This window comes from Pseudomonas palleroniana (assembly GCF_022836895.1).
Lineage (GTDB): Bacteria > Pseudomonadota > Gammaproteobacteria > Pseudomonadales > Pseudomonadaceae > Aquipseudomonas > Aquipseudomonas palleroniana.
In genome coordinates this window covers 1,288,341-1,304,782 of sequence record NZ_CP092411.1, presented here as the reverse complement: position 1 = coordinate 1,304,782, position 16,442 = coordinate 1,288,341, and the positions used below count along the sequence as shown (strand labels likewise).

Sequence of the window (16,442 nt, the reverse complement as noted above, 5' to 3'; positions counted from 1 at the left end):
GTCGCTGGAGAGGATGCGGTCAAAATTACTCTTCACGGGCCGTAACCTCGGGGCTTGAAGGGGGGCCACCATATTCGGGCTTGAGCCTGCCGTCGTCGGCCAACAACCAGGCGTCCATCACTTGGCGCACCACGGGCGCGGCAACGCCGGAACCGGACTCACCGTTTTCGACCATCACGGCCACCACGATCTTCGGGTCGTCCGCCGGGGCAAAACCGACAAACAAGGCGTGGTCACGGTGGCGTTCCTGAACCTTGGAGCGGTCGTATTTCTCGCCCTGCTTGATCGCGACCACCTGGGCCGTACCGCTCTTGCCGGCGATGCGGTATTGCGCGCCGATTGCCGCCTTGCGCGCCGTACCGCGGGCGCCGTGCATCACCTGCTGCATGCCGTGATTGACCTTGGTCCAATCGGACGAGTCGCGCAGCACGATGTCCGGGATCGGGTTTTCATCCACGGGTTTCTCACCTTCGATGGTCTTGGCCAGATGCGGGCGGTTCCAGATCCCTTTGTTGGCCACCAGCGCCGTCGCCTGGGCCAGTTGCAAAGGCGTGGCCTGCATATAACCCTGGCCGATACCGAGGATCAGGGTTTCACCTGGGAACCAGGCCTGGCGACGGGTCGCACGCTTCCACTCCCGCGACGGCATCAGGCCGGGGGATTCTTCGAACATGTCCAGGGAGACTTTCTGACCGAGGCCGAACTTGCTCATATAGGCGGACAGGCGATCGATCCCCAGCTTGTGGGCCAAGTCGTAGAAATAAGTGTCGTTGGAACGCATGATCGCAGTGTCCAGGTCGACATAGCCGTCGCCGGTACGGTTCCAGTTACGGTATTTGTGATCGTAGTTGGGCAGCATGTAATAGCCGGGGTCGTACACACGGCTGGAGGCTGTCACCACACCAGCATCCAGGCCGGCAATTGCCACGGCGGGCTTGATCGTCGAACCCGGCGGGTACAGGCCGCGCAGCACGCGGTTGAACAGCGGCCGGTCGATGGAGTCGCGCAGCTCGGCGTAGGCCTTGAAGCTGATCCCGGTGACAAACAGGTTCGGGTCGAAGCTCGGCTGGCTGACCATCGCGAGCACTTCGCCTGTCTTCGGGTCCAGCGCTACCACGGCGCCACGACGTCCACCCAGCGCCATCTCAGCCGCTTCCTGCAGCTTGATGTCCAGGCTCAACACAATGTCTTTGCCCGGCACCGGGTCGGTACGCTTGAGCACCCGCAGCACCCGGCCGCGAGCGTTGGTCTCGACTTCTTCGTAACCGACCTGGCCGTGCAGCTCGGGCTCGTAGAAGCGCTCGATACCGGTTTTGCCGATATGGTGAGTACCGCTGTAATTGACCGGATCGAGGGTTTTCAGCTCTTTCTCGTTGATCCGCCCCATATAGCCTACGGAGTGGGCAAAGTGCGGCCCTTGCGGGTAATGCCGCACCAACTGCGCCACCACTTCCACACCCGGCAGGCGGAACTGGTTCACCGCGATCCGTGCGATCTGTTCTTCGGTCAGCTCAAACAGGATCGGCACCGGCTCGAATGGCCGACGCCCCTGTTTCATGCGCTTCTCGAAGATCGCCCGGTCTTCCGGCGTCAGTTGCAGCACCTCGACGATCACATCGAGGACCTGCTGCCAGTCGCCGGAACGCTCGCGGGTCATGCTCAGGCTGAAGCTGGGTCGGTTGTCCGCCACCACCACGCCATTGCGGTCGAAAATCAGGCCACGGGTCGGCGGAATCGGCTGCACATGCACCCGGTTGTTCTCCGACAACGTGGAGTGATAGTCGTACTGGATCACCTGCAGGAAATACAGGCGCGCAATCAGCACACCCAGCAGGGCGACCACCAGAATCGCACCAAACACCACCCGCGAACGTACCAGACGTGCGTCTTTCTCGTGGTCCTTGATGCGGATCGGCTGGGTCATCGGGAGGGGCGCAGACTATTTGTGGTAAGGGTGCCCGGACAGCACTGTCCAGGCGCGATACAGCTGTTCACCGATCAGGATCCTTACCAACGGGTGCGGCAACGTCAGCGCCGACAGCGACCAGCGCTGGTCGGCCCGCGCACAGACTTCCGGGGCCAGCCCTTCGGGGCCGCCGACCATGAAGTTGACGGTGCGCGAGTCCAGGCGCCAGCGATCCAGCTCCACCGCCAACTGCTCGGTGCTCCAGGGTTTGCCGTGCACTTCGAGGGTGACGATGCGCTCGTTGGGGCCGACCTTGGCCAGCATGGCTTCGCCTTCCTGACGGATAAAGCGAGCCACGTCGGCATTCTTGCCCCGGGTATTGAGCGGTATTTCCACCAGTTCCAGCGACAGCTCAGCGGGCAGACGCTTGGCATACTCGTGCCAGCCTTCTTCCACCCACTTGGGCATGCGTGAACCGACAGCGATCAGACGCAGGCGCACAGCCGTTCCTTATTCCTGGTCTTTGTTGAGCTTGTCGAAGTGTGCGTGGCCCACTTCCGGGCTGTGGTGCTTGCCGTCAGCCGCGCGGCTCTGCTCGGCGCCTTTCCACAGACGCTCCAGGTCGTAGAACTGGCGGGCGTTGGACGTCATCATGTGAACGATCACGTCGTCCATGTCCAGCAGCACCCAGTCGCTGTCGCCCTTGCCTTCTTCACCCAGCGGCTTCACGCCCTGGGCTTTGACGGCTTCGCGGACCTTGTCCAGCATCGCGCCGATCTGGCGGTTCGAAGTACCGGTGGCGATGATCATGAAGTCGGTGATGCTTTGCTTGTCGCGTACGTCCAGCACCTGGATGTCCTGGGCCTTGACGTCTTCCAGGGCAGCCACGGCAACCTTCACCAGCTCTTCGCCGGCCAGCTCCGGGCCAACATGGGCTTCAACCGGCAACGGCGCGCTTTTGAAGGTGCCTTTGCGCTTAACTTTGCTTACGTCTTTGTTCGTCATATAAAACTCGTTTTGCTCGTATGTTCGGGCGCTCGCTGCACGACTGTTCGTGCGTTCAAGCGCGCCTTTTCAGTTCGACGCACGGTAAAGCCCGTGCGCATCGATGTAGGCCAGGACCGCGTCAGGCACCAGGAAACGTACCGACTTCCCGCTGGCCAGCAGTTGACGGATCTGGGTGGCGGACACCGCAAGCGGGGTCTGCCAGACGAATGCAATATTCCCGTTCGGCCCGGTCAGGGCCAAGGGGTCACTTACCGACCGCGCGGCCAGCAGGTTGCGCAAGGCATCCGGCGGTTCGCTGTCGGCATCCGGGCGTTGCAAAACCAGGATGTGGCAATGCTGGAGGAGTTCCTCCCAGCGATGCCAAGAGGGCAGGCCGCAAAATGCGTCCCAGCCCAAAAGCAGAAACAACTGGTCATCCGCGGCCAACTCGGCGCGCATCAGCTCCAGGGTGTCAACAGTGTAGGACGGTTTATCGCGCTTGAGCTCACGGTCGTCCATCACCAGCGGCGCAATGCCCTCCACCGCCAGGCGCACCATTTCCAGGCGCTGCTGCGGTGACACCTGCGGCGTATCGCGATGCGGCGGCCGTGCGTTGGGCATCATGCGCAGCTCATCCAGCGCGAGGGCATCCGCGACTTCCAGCGCGCTGCGCAAATGGCCGATGTGCACGGGGTCGAAGGTACCGCCGAGCAGCCCGATGCGTTTAGTCATCAAGTGCGCACATGACCGTCGCCGAACACCACGTATTTCTCGCTGGTCAGGCCCTCCAGGCCCACCGGACCACGAGCGTGCAGCTTGTCGGTGGAGATACCGATTTCCGCCCCCAGGCCATACTCGAAGCCGTCGGCAAAACGCGTCGAGGCGTTGATCATCACCGAAGCGGAGTCCACTTCGTTGAGGAAACGCCGGGCATCGCTGAAATGCTCGGAAACGATGGCGTCGGTGTGCTTGGAACCGTAGGTGTTGATGTGTTCGATAGCCTCGTCCAGATCGTCGACAATCTTGATCGACAGGATCGGCGCGGTGTATTCGGTGTACCAGTCCAGCTCGGTCGCTTCGATCACGTCCGCGCCCAGCAACGCACGGGTACGCACACAACCGCGCAGTTCCACGCCCTTGTCCCGGTAAATGGCAGCCAGCGGCGGCAGCACGCGCTCGGCAATGCCGGCGTGCACCAACAGGGTTTCCATGGTGTTGCACGGGGCGTAGCGGTGGGTCTTGGCGTTGTCGGCAATGCGGATGGCCTTGTCGATATCGGCGGCGACGTCGATGAACACGTGGCACACGCCGTCCAGGTGCTTGATCACTGGCACCTTGGCATCACGGCTGACACGCTCGATCAGGCTCTTGCCACCCCGTGGCACGATGACATCGACAAACTCCGGCATGGTGATCAGCGCACCTACGGCAGCGCGGTCGGTGGTTTCCACCACCTGCACCACTTCGGCCGGCAACTCGGCCACTGCCAGGCCCTGCTGAATGCACGCGGCAATGGCGCGGTTGGAATTGATCGCCTCGGAACCGCCGCGCAGGATGGTGGCATTCCCGGACTTGAGGCACAGGCTCGCGGCGTCGATGGTCACGTTCGGGCGCGACTCATAGATGATGCCGATCACGCCCAGGGGCACGCGCATCTTGCCGACCTGGATGCCGGACGGCAGGTAGCGCATATCGCGGATTTCACCGATGGGGTCAGGCAGCTTGGCCACCTGACGCAGGCCTTCGATCATGTCGTCGATACGCGCCGGGGTCAGCGCCAGGCGGTCCAGCAGGGCTGGCTCAAGGCCATTGGCGCGGCCGTTGGCCAGGTCCAGCTCGTTGGCGGCGGTCAGCTCGGAGCGCGAGGCGTCCAGAGCATCGGCGGCGGCCAACAGGGCGCGATTCTTCTGCGCGGTGCTCGCACGGGCGATCAATCGCGAGGCCTGACGGGCAGCGCGACCCAGGCGGGTCATGTAGTCAAGAACGGACTCAGTCATAGTCAGGGAGTCTTGGCAGGGAGGAAAGCGGCAGATTATAGCTGTGACGCCGCTCGACTGACAGCGGTGAGGGGCGGATGGTCGAAATGAACTGTAAAAATCCGAGGTTCAGCGGTAATTAAGGTGGGAGTTGTTATGATTCCGTCACATTTAGCCGTATTCCCCCCTACCGCCATGTCGATTTTTTTGCCCGAACACCCTGCCAGCGCGCTGCCCGACAGCTTTTTCGACCGCGACGCGCAAATGCTTGCGCGCGATTTACTCGGAAAAGTCATACGTCATCGCGTCGGCGATCTCTGGCTTTCAGCGCGAATTATTGAAACCGAAGCCTACTACGTGGCCGAAAAAGGCAGCCACGCCTCACTGGGCTACACAGAAAAGCGTAAGGCTTTGTTTCTGGATGGTGGTCATATCTATATGTATTACGCCCGCGGTGGCGATTCGCTGAACTTCAGCGCCAAGGGCCCCGGCAATGCCGTGCTGATCAAATCGGCCTGTCCCTGGGTCGACGAAGTGTCCGGCCCGGCCAGCCTGGCGCAGATGCTGCTGAACAACCCGGACGCCAACGGCCACCCGCGCCCCTCGCACAAGCTGTGCGCCGGCCAGACCCTGCTGTGCAAAGCGCTGGGCCTGAAAGTGCCGATGTGGGACGCAAAACGTTTTGACCCGCAATCGCTCTACGTGGAAGACGTCGGCCAGGCGCCGACGCATATCCTCCAGACCACTCGCCTGGGCATACCCAGCGGGCGCGACGAACACCTGATGTACCGCTTTGTCGATGCCGGCTATGCCGCTTATTGCACGCGGAACCCGCTGCGCCGGGGCCAGGTCGAAGGCCGCGATTATTTTTTATTGTGAACAAGGCATGTGGGAGTGAGGATTTATGAGCCAATGGCTCGATAGCATTACCGGCTGGCTGACGCTGAACCCCGAATGGCTGGCGGTGGCGGTGTTTGTCGTCGCGTGCGTGGAGTGCCTGGCCATTGCCGGGCTGATCGTACCCGGCACGGTGTTGCTGTTTGCGATTGCCGCGCTGGCGGGCAGCGGCGCGCTGTCCTTGAGTGAAACCCTGTTGCTGGGTTTCCTCGGCGGCTTGCTGGGGGATGGGGTTTCCTACTACCTGGGCCGACACTTCCATCAGAATATCCGGCGCCTGCCCGGCCTGCGCCACCATCCAGAATGGATGAACGGTGCCGAAACCTATTTCCACAAGTACGGCATTGCCAGTCTGTTGGTAGGACGGTTCATAGGCCCGTTGCGCCCCATGCTGCCGATGGTGGCCGGCATGTGCGACATGCCCTTCCCACGCTTCGCCGCCGTGAGCCTTGTGGCGGCGGCAGGTTGGTCGGTGGCCTACCTGTTGCCGGGCTGGGCGACGGGCGCAGCGTTCCGCTTGCCGCTGCCCGAAGGCTTCTGGCCCCAAGCCGGGGTGGTCGCCGCCTGTCTCGCGGTGCTGCTGGGGCTGAGCTTGAACGCCAGCTTGCGCGACCATCGTCGTGCCACTTTGTGGATAGGCTGCGCCAGCCTGACGCTATTGGTTGCACTGTTTATCGGCTACCCGCACCTCGACGCGTTCGATCAGGGCTTGAGCGCACTGGTGCAGGAACACCGCAGCCCGTGGCTGGACGAGGCCATGGTAATGGTCACCCAGTTGGGCGAGTTCAAGAAGATGTTTGTCGCCAGCGCCGTGTTCACCGGCCTGCTGTTTTTGGCGCGGCAATGGCGCCATGCCCTGTTCGTCGGCGCGACCTTGGCCGGGGCGGCGGTGATCAACACGGGCACCAAGTTGTTTTTCGCTCGTGGCCGCCCTGAAATCCTCACCGACCCCTTGACCAGTTTCAGCATGCCCAGCGGGCACGCCTCAGGTTCATTTGCGTTCTTCCTCGCCCTGGCCGTGCTGGCCGGTCGCGGCCAACCCACACGCCTGCGCCTGACCTGGCTGCTGCTGGGCTGCATTCCCGCCGCATTCATCGCGCTGTCACGGGTTTACCTGGGCGCGCATTGGCCAACGGATATTCTGGCCGGCACGCTGCTGGCGATGAGTGTGTGTGCCTTGAGCCTGACCGCCAGCCAATACCGCAGCCCGCTGCCCGCCATGCCGCAAAAAACCTGGTGGTTGCTGTCGCCGGTGATCGTGGCGGTGCTGGGTGTCATCGCCTTCACCGGCACCTCCAGCGCCCTGCTGCGCTACGCCTACTGAGCGAAAAGTTCGCCCTGCAACTCGTCGAGCAACATCTGGATGGCATCCAACCGTTGTTGTGGATCGTCGAGTTGCAGCAGGTCGACCTTGTCCGCCTCGGTGAACGGCAGCAGATAAGCCAGTTGATTGCCCAGGGCCTGCTGGCCTTCGGCCTGGGTGCCCATGTCCAGCGAGGCAACCATCGGGTGTTCGGCCAGGGCCTGCAGCAGCGCCAGCAGGTCTGCATCCTCCTCTTCCAGCGGCTGGTCCGGCAGCTCTTCGAGCCATTGCACCTCGGCCACCAGCAACTGGTCTTTCTGCACACCGGCCTCCCGCACGCGAAAACGCCGCCCGCCTTCGACACGAATGCCCAACAGGCCGTTGTCCTGCTGCTTGAAGTCGCGGATCAACGCTTCACAGCCGATCAGCGCATAACCGTCGGGCGCCTGGCCGACCTCCTTGCCATCGAGGATGCACACCACGCCGAAGCTTTCGCCCCGTTTCATGCAACGGCTGATCATGTCCAGGTAACGCGCCTCGAACAGCTGCAAATCGAGGGTGCAGCCTGGGAACAGCACGGTATTGAGCGGGAACAGCGCCAGACTCATAAAGGTTTCCTTAACCCCGGTTTAAACGATCACCGACACGGCCAACGGCAGGAACACTGCCGTGGCCACGCCCATCAGACTCATGGCCAGCGCCGCAAAGGCGCCGCACTCTTCGCTTTCCTGCAAGGCCACCGACGTGCCCACCGCGTGGGCGGTCATGCCCAGGGCCATGCCCCGCGCTTCAGGGCTGCGCACGCCCAGTGCCGAGAGGTACGCCGGCCCGATCATCGCGCCGATCACTCCGGTGATCAGCACAAACACCGCCGCCAACGCCGCCACGCCGCCGATCTGCTCAGCCACCAGCATGGCGATCGGTGAAGTCACCGACTTGGGTGCCATGGTCATCAGCATCATATGCTCGGCACCAAACCACCAGCCCAGCCACACGCACAGGCCTGTGGCCAATACCCCGCCTAACACCAGCGTAGTAAAAATCGGCCAGAACAATTGGCGAATCCGCCGCAAATTCAGATAAAGCGGTACAGCCAGGGCGACGGTCGCAGGGCCGAGCAGGATGCCCATGATCTCGGTGCTCTTGCGGTATTCGGTGTAACTCAGGCCACAGGTGAGCAGCACCGCGACCACCAGCAACATGGAGACCAGCACGGGTTGCAAGAAGATCCAACGGGTTTTCTCGAAACCGGCCAACACCAGTTGATAGGCGCCCAAGGTGATACCGATACCGAATAACGGATGATGAATCACCGCCGCCCACGCGCCCGACCAGTCGAAGGTCATTGGTCCTTCTCCTTACGCTTGACCAGCTGTTGCATCAGCAGGCCGACAAAGCCCATGGCGATCACCAACGACACCACCAGCGCCCCGACGATGGCCCAGAAGTCGGCAGCAATGTCCTTGGCGTACACCATCACCCCCACCGCCGGCGGCACCAGCAGCAGCGGCAAGTAACGCAACAGGCTGCCGGCCGCCAGGCTCAGGGGCTCGCCGACTTCACCGCGCCAGATCAGGAACCCCAGCATCAGCAGCAAGCCAATGATCGGCCCCGGCAGCACCGGCAACAGCAAGTGGTTGATCGCCGTACCGATCAATTGAAACAGCACTAGCCAGGTCAGGCCACGTAACAGCATCCGCTCTCTCCCCCCTCAAGACTCGCCCGCATTATAAGCATGCCCGCCCTATGCTCCGGCATTCGCCAAAGGCATGGTGGGTTGACCGAGCTGATTGCCCATGATGATCTACCATGGATCTGGCCCCCTATAAAAAACCGATGAACCAAGGAGAGTCGCAATGCCCTATGTACCTGTAGCGCAGCTCAAAGATTATGTCGGCAAGGAACTGGGACGTTCCGAATGGCTCACCATCGACCAGGCGCGTATCAACCTGTTCGCCGAAGCCACGGGCGATCATCAGTTCATCCACGTCGATCCGGTCAAGGCCGCCCAGACACCGTTCGGCAGCACCATCGCCCACGGCTTCCTGTCGCTGTCGCTGATGCCCAAGCTGATGGAAGACATCCTGATCATGCCCGAGGGCCTGAAGATGGCGGTCAACTATGGCCTGGACAGCGTGCGTTTCATCCAGCCGGTGAAAGTGAACTCCAAGGTCCGCCTGAACGTCACCCTCACCGACGTCACTGAGAAGAAACCTGGCCAATGGCTATTTAAAGCCACCGCCACCCTGGAAATCGAAGGCCAGGAAAAACCCGCTTACATCGCCGAGTCGCTGTCACTCTGCTTCGTGTAACGGCGTGCCTGTGGTGAGGTGATAAACCTTGCCACAGTGTATGTAAATTTATGTATGAACCTCGCAGCTGCGGCATACTCGGCGCTCAATTATCCGGATCCCGCTATGCGCCCACTTGCTCCCCTTGCCCTTGCCCTGTTGCTCACCGCTTGCGGAGACGGCGAATCGCTGTTGCCGCCCGATGCGCGCCTGCCCGATGGCGGCCGCTATCGTGGCGATGTGGTCGACGGTTTGTTGCAAGGCCAGGGCCGTGTGGACTACCCCAACGGCAGTTGGTACGCCGGCCATTTCGACAAGGGCCAGTGGCACGGCCAGGGCGAATGGCATGGCAGCAACGGCGAGGTCTATAAAGGCCAGTTCAAGCAAGGCTTGTTCGACGGTCAGGGCAGCCTGACCACCCCGGGCAGCAGCTACGTCGGCGGGTTCAAAAACGGTCGACGCAACGGCGAAGGCACCCTCAAAGAAGGGCAGATGACCTATCGCGGCGAGTTCCTCGACGACCAGTATTCCGGCCTCGGTCGCCTCGAGCTGGCTGATGGCAGCCAGTACCAGGGGCAGTTCGCCCACGGCAAACCCAATGGCGAAGGCCAGCGCAACGACGACAGCGGCAACCAGTTCAGCGGCCACTTCGTCGATGGCCAGCTCGAAGGCAATGGCACCTTCAACAGCGCCGACGGTGATATCTATGTCGGCCAGTTCAAGCAGAACCAGCTCAACGGCAAAGGCCGCTATGAAAACGCCGACGGCGACGTGTGGATCGGCCAGTTCAAGGAAGGCGCACTGAGCGGCAAGGGCGAGCTGATCGGCATCGATGGCAGCCACTATGTGGGCCAGTTCAGCGAATGGCGCTTTACCGGCGAGGGTCGCCTGAACCTCACCGATGGCAGCTTCTATATCGGTGGTTTCGACAGCGACAACTATCAAGGCAAAGGCACCCTCGTCCTCACCGACGGCACGGTACAGGCCGGCACCTGGGTCAACGGCATGCGCGTGCGTGATGCCGACGGCAAGCTGCTGCCCGACCCGCTGGAAATCGGCGTGCTGGCCCAAGGCCGCTTGCTCGAGGCGGCCCTCGCGGCGGTGCCGCCCTCCACGCCCGCCGTCGAGCTCTACACCTTGGCCATCGCCGGCGATGGCAAGCAAAGCGTGTTCCTGCGCGAAGCCGACTACGTCAGCAATATGCTCGCCAGCCGCTTCGGTGCGCGAGGGCAGATTCGCCTGGTCAACCACCGCGACCATATCACCGACCGCCCGCTGGCCACTCGCGAGAGCCTGCGCCGCGCCGTGCAGACCCTGGCCGAACGCACCGGGCCGGAAGACCTGGTGTTCATTTACATGACCAGCCACGGCACCCACGAACACGAGTTCGTGCTGGACCAGCCGCGCATGGAACTGGCCGACCTGCCCGCCGACGAATTGGCCGCCGTGCTCGAGCCGCTGAAAAACCGTGACAAGATCATCGTGATCTCCGCCTGCTATTCCGGCGGCTTCATTCCGGCACTCAAGGATGAACGCACCTTGATCATGACCGCTTCGCGCGCCGATCGCGTGTCCTTCGGCTGCTCAGAAGAAGCAGACTTTACCTACTTTGGCGATGCCCTTTTCGTACAGGCTTTCAACCAGACCGACGATTTACAACACGCGTTCAAGCTGGCACAACTACACGTGGCCGAGCGCGAACAAGCTGACAACTTCGAAGCCTCGGAACCGCAGATGTGGGCCCCCAAAGGCGTGATTGCCCATTGGCAACTCTTACGTAAACAGCAGGCCCGAAAGGCGCTCGAAAGCGTCTCAATGAATAGCAAGGAAGCCAAAGGCAACTAAGCTGTAACGTGTAACAAGGGGGGAAACACCATGTACCTGACACCTCAACATATCCTGTTGGCCGGAGCTTCCGGGCTGACCGGCGAGCACTTGCTCGACCGCTTGCTCAACGAGCCTACGGTGACCCGCGTACTGGCGCCGAGCCGCAAACCCCTGGCCGAACACCCGCGCCTGGAGAACCCTGTAGGCGACCCCGCCGTGTTCCTGCCGCAACTGGGCGGCCAGGTGGATATCGCCTTCTGCTGCCTGGGCACCACCATCAAGCAAGCGGGCTCGGAAGCCGCCTTTCGCGCCGTTGACCTGGACATGGTGGTGGCCTTTGCCAAGCGCGCACGGGAATTGGGCGCGCGCCACTTGATCGTGATCAGCGCCATTGGCGCCGACCCGAAATCCTCGATTTTCTACAACCGGGTCAAAGGCGAAATGGAACTGGCGTTGAAGGCACAGGATTGGCCGCAACTGACCATCGTGCGGCCTTCGCTATTGCTGGGGGAGCGCCTGGAGCCGCGATTGGCCGAACAATTGGCCGGGCCATTGTCGCGATTGATCCCGGGCAAATACCGCGGCATCGAAGTCTGTGAACTGGCCCGCGCCATGTGGCGTCTGGCGCTGGAAGAGCAGGATGGCGTGCGGGTGGTGGAGTCGGACGAGCTGCGCAAGCTCGGCAAATAACCCTTTTAAAGACCTGGCAACACAAAACCCTGTGGGAGGGGGCTTGCTCCCGATAGCGGCAGGTCAGTTACAGATAAGCTGACTGACACACTGCTATCGGGAGCAAGCCCCCTCCCACAATGGTTTTGTGGGGTTTTGAAGATCCCGACAGTGGCAACAACAGCGTATCCAAGACTGCGCTTGCCGGTAGATCCATGCCAGGGAGAGTGCGGGTTGAAGTCGGATGAGCTGCGCAAGCTCGGCAAATAACCCATTTAAAGACCTGGCAACACAAAACCCTGTGGGAGGGGGCTTGCTCCCGATAGCGGCAGGTCAGTTACAGATAAGCTGACTGGCACACTGCTATCGGGAGCAAGCCCCCTCCCACAATGGTTTTGTGGTGTTTTGAAGATCCCGACAGTGGCAACAACAGCGTATCCAAGACTGCGCTTGCCGGTAGATCCATGCCAGGGATGGAGTGCGAGTGCTGAAGTCGGATGAGCTGCGCAAGCTCGGCAAATAACCCACTTAAAGACCTGAACACACAAAACCCTGTGGGAGGGGGCTTGCTCCCGATGGCGGTATGTCAGTTACAGATAAGCTGACTGGCACACTGCTATCGGGAGCAAGCCCCCTCCCACAATGATTTTGTGGTGTTTTGAAGTCCCCGACAGTGGCAACAACAGCGTATCCAAAACTGCGCTTGCCGGTAGATCCATGCCAGGGAGAGTGCGGGTTGAAGTCGGATGAGCTGCGCAAGCTCGGCAAATAACCCATTTAAAGACCTGGCAACACAAAACCCTGTGGGAGGGGGCTTGCTCCCGATAGCGGCAGGTCAGTTACAGATAAGCTGACCGGCACACTGCTATCGGGAGCAAGCCCCCTCCCACAATGGTTTTGTGGGGTTTTGAAGCCCCCGACAGTGGCAACAACAGCGTATCCAAGACTGCGCTTGCCGGTAGATCATGCCAGGGATGGAGTGCGAGTGCTGAAGTCGGATGAGCTGCGCAAGCTCGGCAAATAACCCATTTAAAGACCTGAAAACACAAAACCCTGTGGGAGGGGGCTTGCTCCCGATAGCGGCAGGTCAGTTACAGATAAGCTGACTGGCACACTGCTATTGAGAGCAAGCCCCCTCCCACAATGGTTTTGTGGGGTTTTGAAGACTCAGGTCAGAGGCCACCCGTTGCGTTGAATCCCACGCCCAGTACCGTCAACACCGACAGTGGCAACAGCAGCGTATCCAGGACTGCGCTTGCCGGTAGGTCCACGCCAGGATAAGCCGGGGCCTCAGCGCCAAACCGGTCCTTGGCGCAGCAACCGCCGTTCATTGCATACAGGTCCAAGCGCGTGCCGGCATACACTACCGGCGCGCCAGGTTGCGCCGCATCCAGCGTGCGTGCGGTCGCGCAGCCCGTCAGTTGCAACGCAAGCAACAGCAACAGCGCCTTATTCATCACTGCTCAGATGATGTTCACCCCAACGTGGCAGCATGTCCTGGGGAATATTCAGCAGGTTCAGAATGCGCGCCACCACGAAATCCACCAGGTCATCGATGGTCTGCGGCTGGTGATAGAAGCCTGGCGAGGCCGGCAAGATGGTCACGCCCATGTTCGACAACTTCAGCATGTGTTCCAGGTGAATGCTCGAATACGGCGCTTCGCGTGGTACCAGGATCAACTGGCGACGCTCCTTCAGCGTCACATCCGCCGCCCGCTCGATCAGGTTGTTACAAGCACCCGTCGCAATCGCCGACAAGGTACCGGTGGAACACGGCACCACCACCATCGCGGCCGGCGCGCCGGAGCCGGAGGCGACCGGCGACATCCAGTCTTCTTTGCCGTAGACCTTGATCTGCCCCGCCGCCGCACCGGTGTATTCGGTGAGGAACGCCTGCATCGTCTGGACCTTGGCCGGCAGCGCGACATCGGTCTCGGTCGCCATCACCAACTGCGCCGCCTTGGAGATCAGGAAGTGCACTTCACGGTCTTCGCGTACCAGGCAATCGAGCAGGCGCAGCCCATAGGGCGCGCCGGAGGCGCCGGTCATCGCCAGGGTGACGCGCTCGGGGCCGCTCATTTCAGCGCCTCGGCCAATTTACCGTGCAGGCCGCCAAAACCGCCGTTGCTCATCACCACGACGTGAGTGCCAGGCGTGACCCGTTGCTTGACGTGTTCGATGATGCCTTCGATCGAGTCGCAGACCTTCGACGGCACCGTGCACAGCGCCGCAATGGCCGGCAGATCCCACCCCAGGTTGGCCGGCGCGTACCAGACCACCTGATCGGCGTCGTTGACGCTTTCCGGCAAGCCATCACGGTGCGCACCGAGCTTCATCGAGTTGGAGCGCGGCTCGACAATGGCAATGATCGGCGCGTCGCCAACACGTTTGCGCAGGCCGTCCAGGGTGGTGGCAATCGCCGTCGGATGGTGGGCGAAGTCGTCGTAGATCGTCACCCCATTCACCTCGGCGACCTTTTCCATACGGCGCTTGACGCTCTTGAAAGCGCTCAACGCGGCAATCCCCATGGAGGGCACCACGCCCACATGGCGTGCCGCCGCCAGGGTGACCAACGCGTTGGCGACGTTGTGCTGGCCGGTCATGCCCCAATCGACAATGCCCTGGGACTCACCTTCAAACAGCACTTCAAACCTTGAACCGTCGTCGCTCAGCAGTTTGACCTGCCACTGCCCGTGCGCGCCGGTGGTTTGCACCGGGGTCCAGCAGCCCATCTCGATCACGCGCTGCAACGCAGGCTCAGTGGTCGGGTGGATAACCAGGCCTTCACTCGGGATGGTACGCACCAGATGATGGAACTGCCGCTCGATCGCCGCCAGGTCAGGGAAGATATCCGCGTGATCGAACTCAAGGTTATTCAATATCGCCGTGCGCGGGCGGTAATGGACAAATTTGGAACGCTTGTCGAAGAACGCGCTGTCGTACTCATCCGCCTCAATCACGAAGAACGGCGTATCGCCGAGGCGCGCCGACACCGAGAAGTTCTGCGGTACACCGCCGATCAGGAAACCCGGGCTCATGCCCGCGTGCTCCAGCACCCAGGCCAGCATGCTGCTGGTGGTGGTCTTGCCGTGCGTGCCGGCCACCGCCAACACCCAGCGGCCTTGCAACACATGGTCCGCCAGCCACTGCGGGCCGGAGACATAAGGCAAACCTTTATTGAGCACGTACTCGACCGCCGGGTTGCCACGGGACATGGCATTGCCGATCACTACCAGGTCGGGCACCGGGTCGAATTGCGACGGGTCATAGCCTTGGGTCAGCTCGATGCCCTGTGCCTCGAGTTGCGTGCTCATGGGGGGGTAGACGTTGGCATCGGAGCCGGTGACATGATGGCCCAGCTCTTTGGCCAGAACCGCCATCGAACCCATGAATGTGCCGCAGATACCAAGAATATGAATGTGCATAGTCGACCTCGTAAAACATCGAGGCAGGTTAGCGCAGGGAGGGGCAAATGGCACTCTTTTACCTACACACGGCGCTTGCCCTGGCAGGCTGCCGCCCCCTCCCCCGGAGTCCAATGCCCGGACACTGCGCCAGTACCCGACCAAACGCTATTATTAAACGACTTGCGCAGATTCCTGAGGCGCCTCTTCCTGCAAGACATTAAGCATACGAACAATCATTTTCTGGATAACTTCGTTTCTCTTATCCAGCACATCAAGGCGCGATGTCATGGAAGTTTCAGGCGTCAGCAATGGATTTTTATAAGGTTTGAAGATGAACTCGTTATGTTCGGCGAGCGCTTTCAAGGAAGTTTCGGCGGCGTCATATAACTTTTCCAGATGATCAAGACGTGCACTCGACTCCGTTGGCCAGCCTGCCGACTTATCCAACGCAAGCCCCTTACCTCCCTCGGCAAATGACTGGATGGTATTAACCGTCAACAGCAGCTTTAATTCCGCGTTTTCCAGGCGTAACTGCAGATCTTGCGCCGATGGCTTGGGCAGCTCATTGCCCAAGCCTGCCACCCCTTTGGACTGTTGGCTGGGTGCCGGCTGGTGCGCCGCAGGCAACAAGGGCGTATTGGCGGAGAACGCGCCCTTGATCTGCTCACCACTCCAGACGGAGCCTGCATAGGTCGCAATGCTCAGGGGCGTGCTGACCAGCCCATTGACCGCCGCATTGACAAAAGCGTCGCGGGTCACCGTTTTCAAGTCTGGCCCGGTCTTGAAAACACCCGCCTTGACCAAGCGGTCCGCCGTGATCATGTTCTGTACAACGTCACCCATCGTCTTTGGAGCAGGGTGCGAATGTGAAGGAAGCTTGGCACCCGCGGCACCAGGACTCTTCATATCCAACAAGAGTTTTTTGAAGTTCTGATTAGCTAGCACTCGATGGGGATCAGACGGAACGTTGGGCAAGTTCGTACGGGGAACAGGTAGGTACTTACCTGCAGTACCCGCAGCAGGTACCTCGACTTTTGGCGGGCTGATTTTATGGAGAGCACTTTTAAACGGGTTAAAAATAGCGGGAATTCTCATAGCAATCACCTTATTGAGCCAATCATTCAGTGGCACTCAATAAGTGGATAAAAAAATTCCCCAGTTCCACATATCCACACACAG

General features: G+C 61.1%; 21 protein-coding genes. 5 read left to right on the top strand and 16 right to left on the bottom strand.

The features are described from left to right. Positions 1–25: 25 nt before the first annotated feature. The 5 genes from mrdA to MJP36_RS05880 all read right to left on the bottom strand — a co-directional run bounded on the left by mrdA (position 26) and on the right by MJP36_RS05880 (position 4,890). Entirely contained in the window at positions 26–1,924 is a 1,899-nt protein-coding gene (gene mrdA / locus MJP36_RS05900; RefSeq protein ID WP_060754728.1) for a penicillin-binding protein 2, read from the bottom strand. Between the two features lie 15 nt (positions 1,925–1,939). Then, positions 1,940–2,407: a 23S rRNA (pseudouridine(1915)-N(3))-methyltransferase RlmH gene (gene rlmH / locus MJP36_RS05895; protein ID WP_003176297.1), complete on the bottom strand. Its 468-nt coding sequence runs from the start codon at positions 2,405–2,407 to the stop codon at positions 1,940–1,942. A gap of 9 nt (positions 2,408–2,416) precedes the next feature. Further along, positions 2,417–2,911, bottom strand: a complete 495-nt coding sequence (gene rsfS / locus MJP36_RS05890; protein ID WP_003176298.1) for a ribosome silencing factor — start codon at positions 2,909–2,911, stop codon at positions 2,417–2,419. Between the two features lie 69 nt (positions 2,912–2,980). After that, the gene (nadD, locus tag MJP36_RS05885) at positions 2,981–3,625 is read right to left on the bottom strand and encodes a nicotinate-nucleotide adenylyltransferase (protein ID WP_060754729.1); all 645 of its coding nucleotides are present in this window, start codon (positions 3,623–3,625) and stop codon (positions 2,981–2,983) included. Next, a complete protein-coding gene (locus MJP36_RS05880) occupies positions 3,625–4,890 on the bottom strand; it encodes a glutamate-5-semialdehyde dehydrogenase (RefSeq protein ID WP_104996065.1) in 1,266 nt (421 codons plus the stop codon). Before MJP36_RS05880 ends, nadD begins: the two co-directional genes overlap by 1 nt. 174 nt (positions 4,891–5,064) lie before the next feature. Between MJP36_RS05880 and MJP36_RS05875 the strand changes: the two genes are divergently transcribed. Both MJP36_RS05875 and MJP36_RS05870 read left to right on the top strand, forming a co-directional pair. Then, a complete protein-coding gene (locus MJP36_RS05875) occupies positions 5,065–5,748 on the top strand; it encodes a DNA-3-methyladenine glycosylase (RefSeq protein WP_244385606.1) in 684 nt (227 codons plus the stop codon). Between the two features lie 25 nt (positions 5,749–5,773). Next, positions 5,774–7,090 (top strand): bifunctional DedA family/phosphatase PAP2 family protein, encoded by a 1,317-nt coding sequence (locus MJP36_RS05870; protein ID WP_244385026.1) that lies wholly within the window; start codon positions 5,774–5,776, stop codon positions 7,088–7,090. On the opposite strand, the gene MJP36_RS05865 is transcribed toward MJP36_RS05870, so the two are convergent. From MJP36_RS05865 to MJP36_RS05855, 3 genes are read right to left on the bottom strand one after another with little or no spacing between them, the layout of a single operon-like run. Further along, complete coding sequence (locus MJP36_RS05865; protein WP_060754733.1) at positions 7,084–7,677, bottom strand: LON peptidase substrate-binding domain-containing protein; 594 nt, start codon at positions 7,675–7,677, stop codon at positions 7,084–7,086. The genes MJP36_RS05870 and MJP36_RS05865 overlap by 7 nt on opposite strands. 21 nt (positions 7,678–7,698) lie before the next feature. After that, entirely contained in the window at positions 7,699–8,415 is a 717-nt protein-coding gene (locus tag MJP36_RS05860; RefSeq protein ID WP_244385025.1) for an LrgB family protein, read from the bottom strand. Beyond that, positions 8,412–8,765 carry a CidA/LrgA family protein gene (locus tag MJP36_RS05855; protein ID WP_060754735.1) on the bottom strand — a complete coding sequence of 118 codons (354 nt, stop codon included), beginning with the start codon at positions 8,763–8,765 and terminating at the stop codon, positions 8,412–8,414. The genes MJP36_RS05860 and MJP36_RS05855 overlap by 4 nt, the downstream gene beginning before the upstream one ends. Positions 8,766–8,925: 160 nt before the next feature. Here MJP36_RS05855 and MJP36_RS05850 point away from each other — a divergent pair, with 160 nt between their 5' ends. The 3 genes from MJP36_RS05850 to MJP36_RS05840 all read left to right on the top strand — a co-directional run bounded on the left by MJP36_RS05850 (position 8,926) and on the right by MJP36_RS05840 (position 11,877). Further along, on the top strand, positions 8,926–9,381 hold the full coding sequence (locus MJP36_RS05850) for a MaoC family dehydratase (RefSeq protein WP_003194496.1): 456 nt from the start codon (positions 8,926–8,928) through the stop codon (positions 9,379–9,381). Between the two features lie 105 nt (positions 9,382–9,486). Next, positions 9,487–11,205 (top strand): C13 family peptidase, encoded by a 1,719-nt coding sequence (locus MJP36_RS05845; protein ID WP_060754737.1) that lies wholly within the window; start codon positions 9,487–9,489, stop codon positions 11,203–11,205. A gap of 30 nt (positions 11,206–11,235) precedes the next feature. Next, positions 11,236–11,877, top strand: coding sequence for an oxidoreductase (locus MJP36_RS05840; RefSeq protein ID WP_060754738.1), 642 nt, complete (start codon positions 11,236–11,238; stop codon positions 11,875–11,877). A 67-nt stretch (positions 11,878–11,944) separates the two neighbouring features. Here MJP36_RS05840 and MJP36_RS28040 read toward each other — a convergent pair whose 3' ends face one another. From MJP36_RS28040 to MJP36_RS05820, 8 genes are all read right to left on the bottom strand, one after another. Beyond that, complete coding sequence (locus MJP36_RS28040) at positions 11,945–12,073, bottom strand: YceK/YidQ family lipoprotein (RefSeq protein WP_145977743.1); 129 nt, start codon at positions 12,071–12,073, stop codon at positions 11,945–11,947. Between the two features lie 120 nt (positions 12,074–12,193). Next, on the bottom strand, positions 12,194–12,322 hold the full coding sequence (locus MJP36_RS28035) for a YceK/YidQ family lipoprotein (protein WP_372241666.1): 129 nt from the start codon (positions 12,320–12,322) through the stop codon (positions 12,194–12,196). Between the two features lie 124 nt (positions 12,323–12,446). Further along, positions 12,447–12,575 carry a YceK/YidQ family lipoprotein gene (locus tag MJP36_RS28030; RefSeq protein WP_161548434.1) on the bottom strand — a complete coding sequence of 43 codons (129 nt, stop codon included), beginning with the start codon at positions 12,573–12,575 and terminating at the stop codon, positions 12,447–12,449. A gap of 120 nt (positions 12,576–12,695) precedes the next feature. After that, a complete protein-coding gene (locus MJP36_RS28025) occupies positions 12,696–12,800 on the bottom strand; it encodes a hypothetical protein (protein ID WP_425226331.1) in 105 nt (34 codons plus the stop codon). A gap of 228 nt (positions 12,801–13,028) precedes the next feature. Next, positions 13,029–13,313: a YceK/YidQ family lipoprotein gene (locus MJP36_RS05835; RefSeq protein WP_060754739.1), complete on the bottom strand. Its 285-nt coding sequence runs from the start codon at positions 13,311–13,313 to the stop codon at positions 13,029–13,031. Continuing rightward, a complete protein-coding gene (ubiX, locus tag MJP36_RS05830; RefSeq protein ID WP_060754740.1) occupies positions 13,306–13,935 on the bottom strand; it encodes a flavin prenyltransferase UbiX in 630 nt (209 codons plus the stop codon). Before ubiX ends, MJP36_RS05835 begins: the two co-directional genes overlap by 8 nt. Then, positions 13,932–15,281, bottom strand: coding sequence for a UDP-N-acetylmuramate:L-alanyl-gamma-D-glutamyl-meso-diaminopimelate ligase (gene mpl, locus MJP36_RS05825; protein ID WP_090365629.1), 1,350 nt, complete (start codon positions 15,279–15,281; stop codon positions 13,932–13,934). Before mpl ends, ubiX begins: the two co-directional genes overlap by 4 nt. 153 nt (positions 15,282–15,434) lie before the next feature. After that, positions 15,435–16,358, bottom strand: a complete 924-nt coding sequence (locus MJP36_RS05820; RefSeq protein ID WP_060754742.1) for a hypothetical protein — start codon at positions 16,356–16,358, stop codon at positions 15,435–15,437. Positions 16,359–16,442 lie beyond the last annotated feature (84 nt).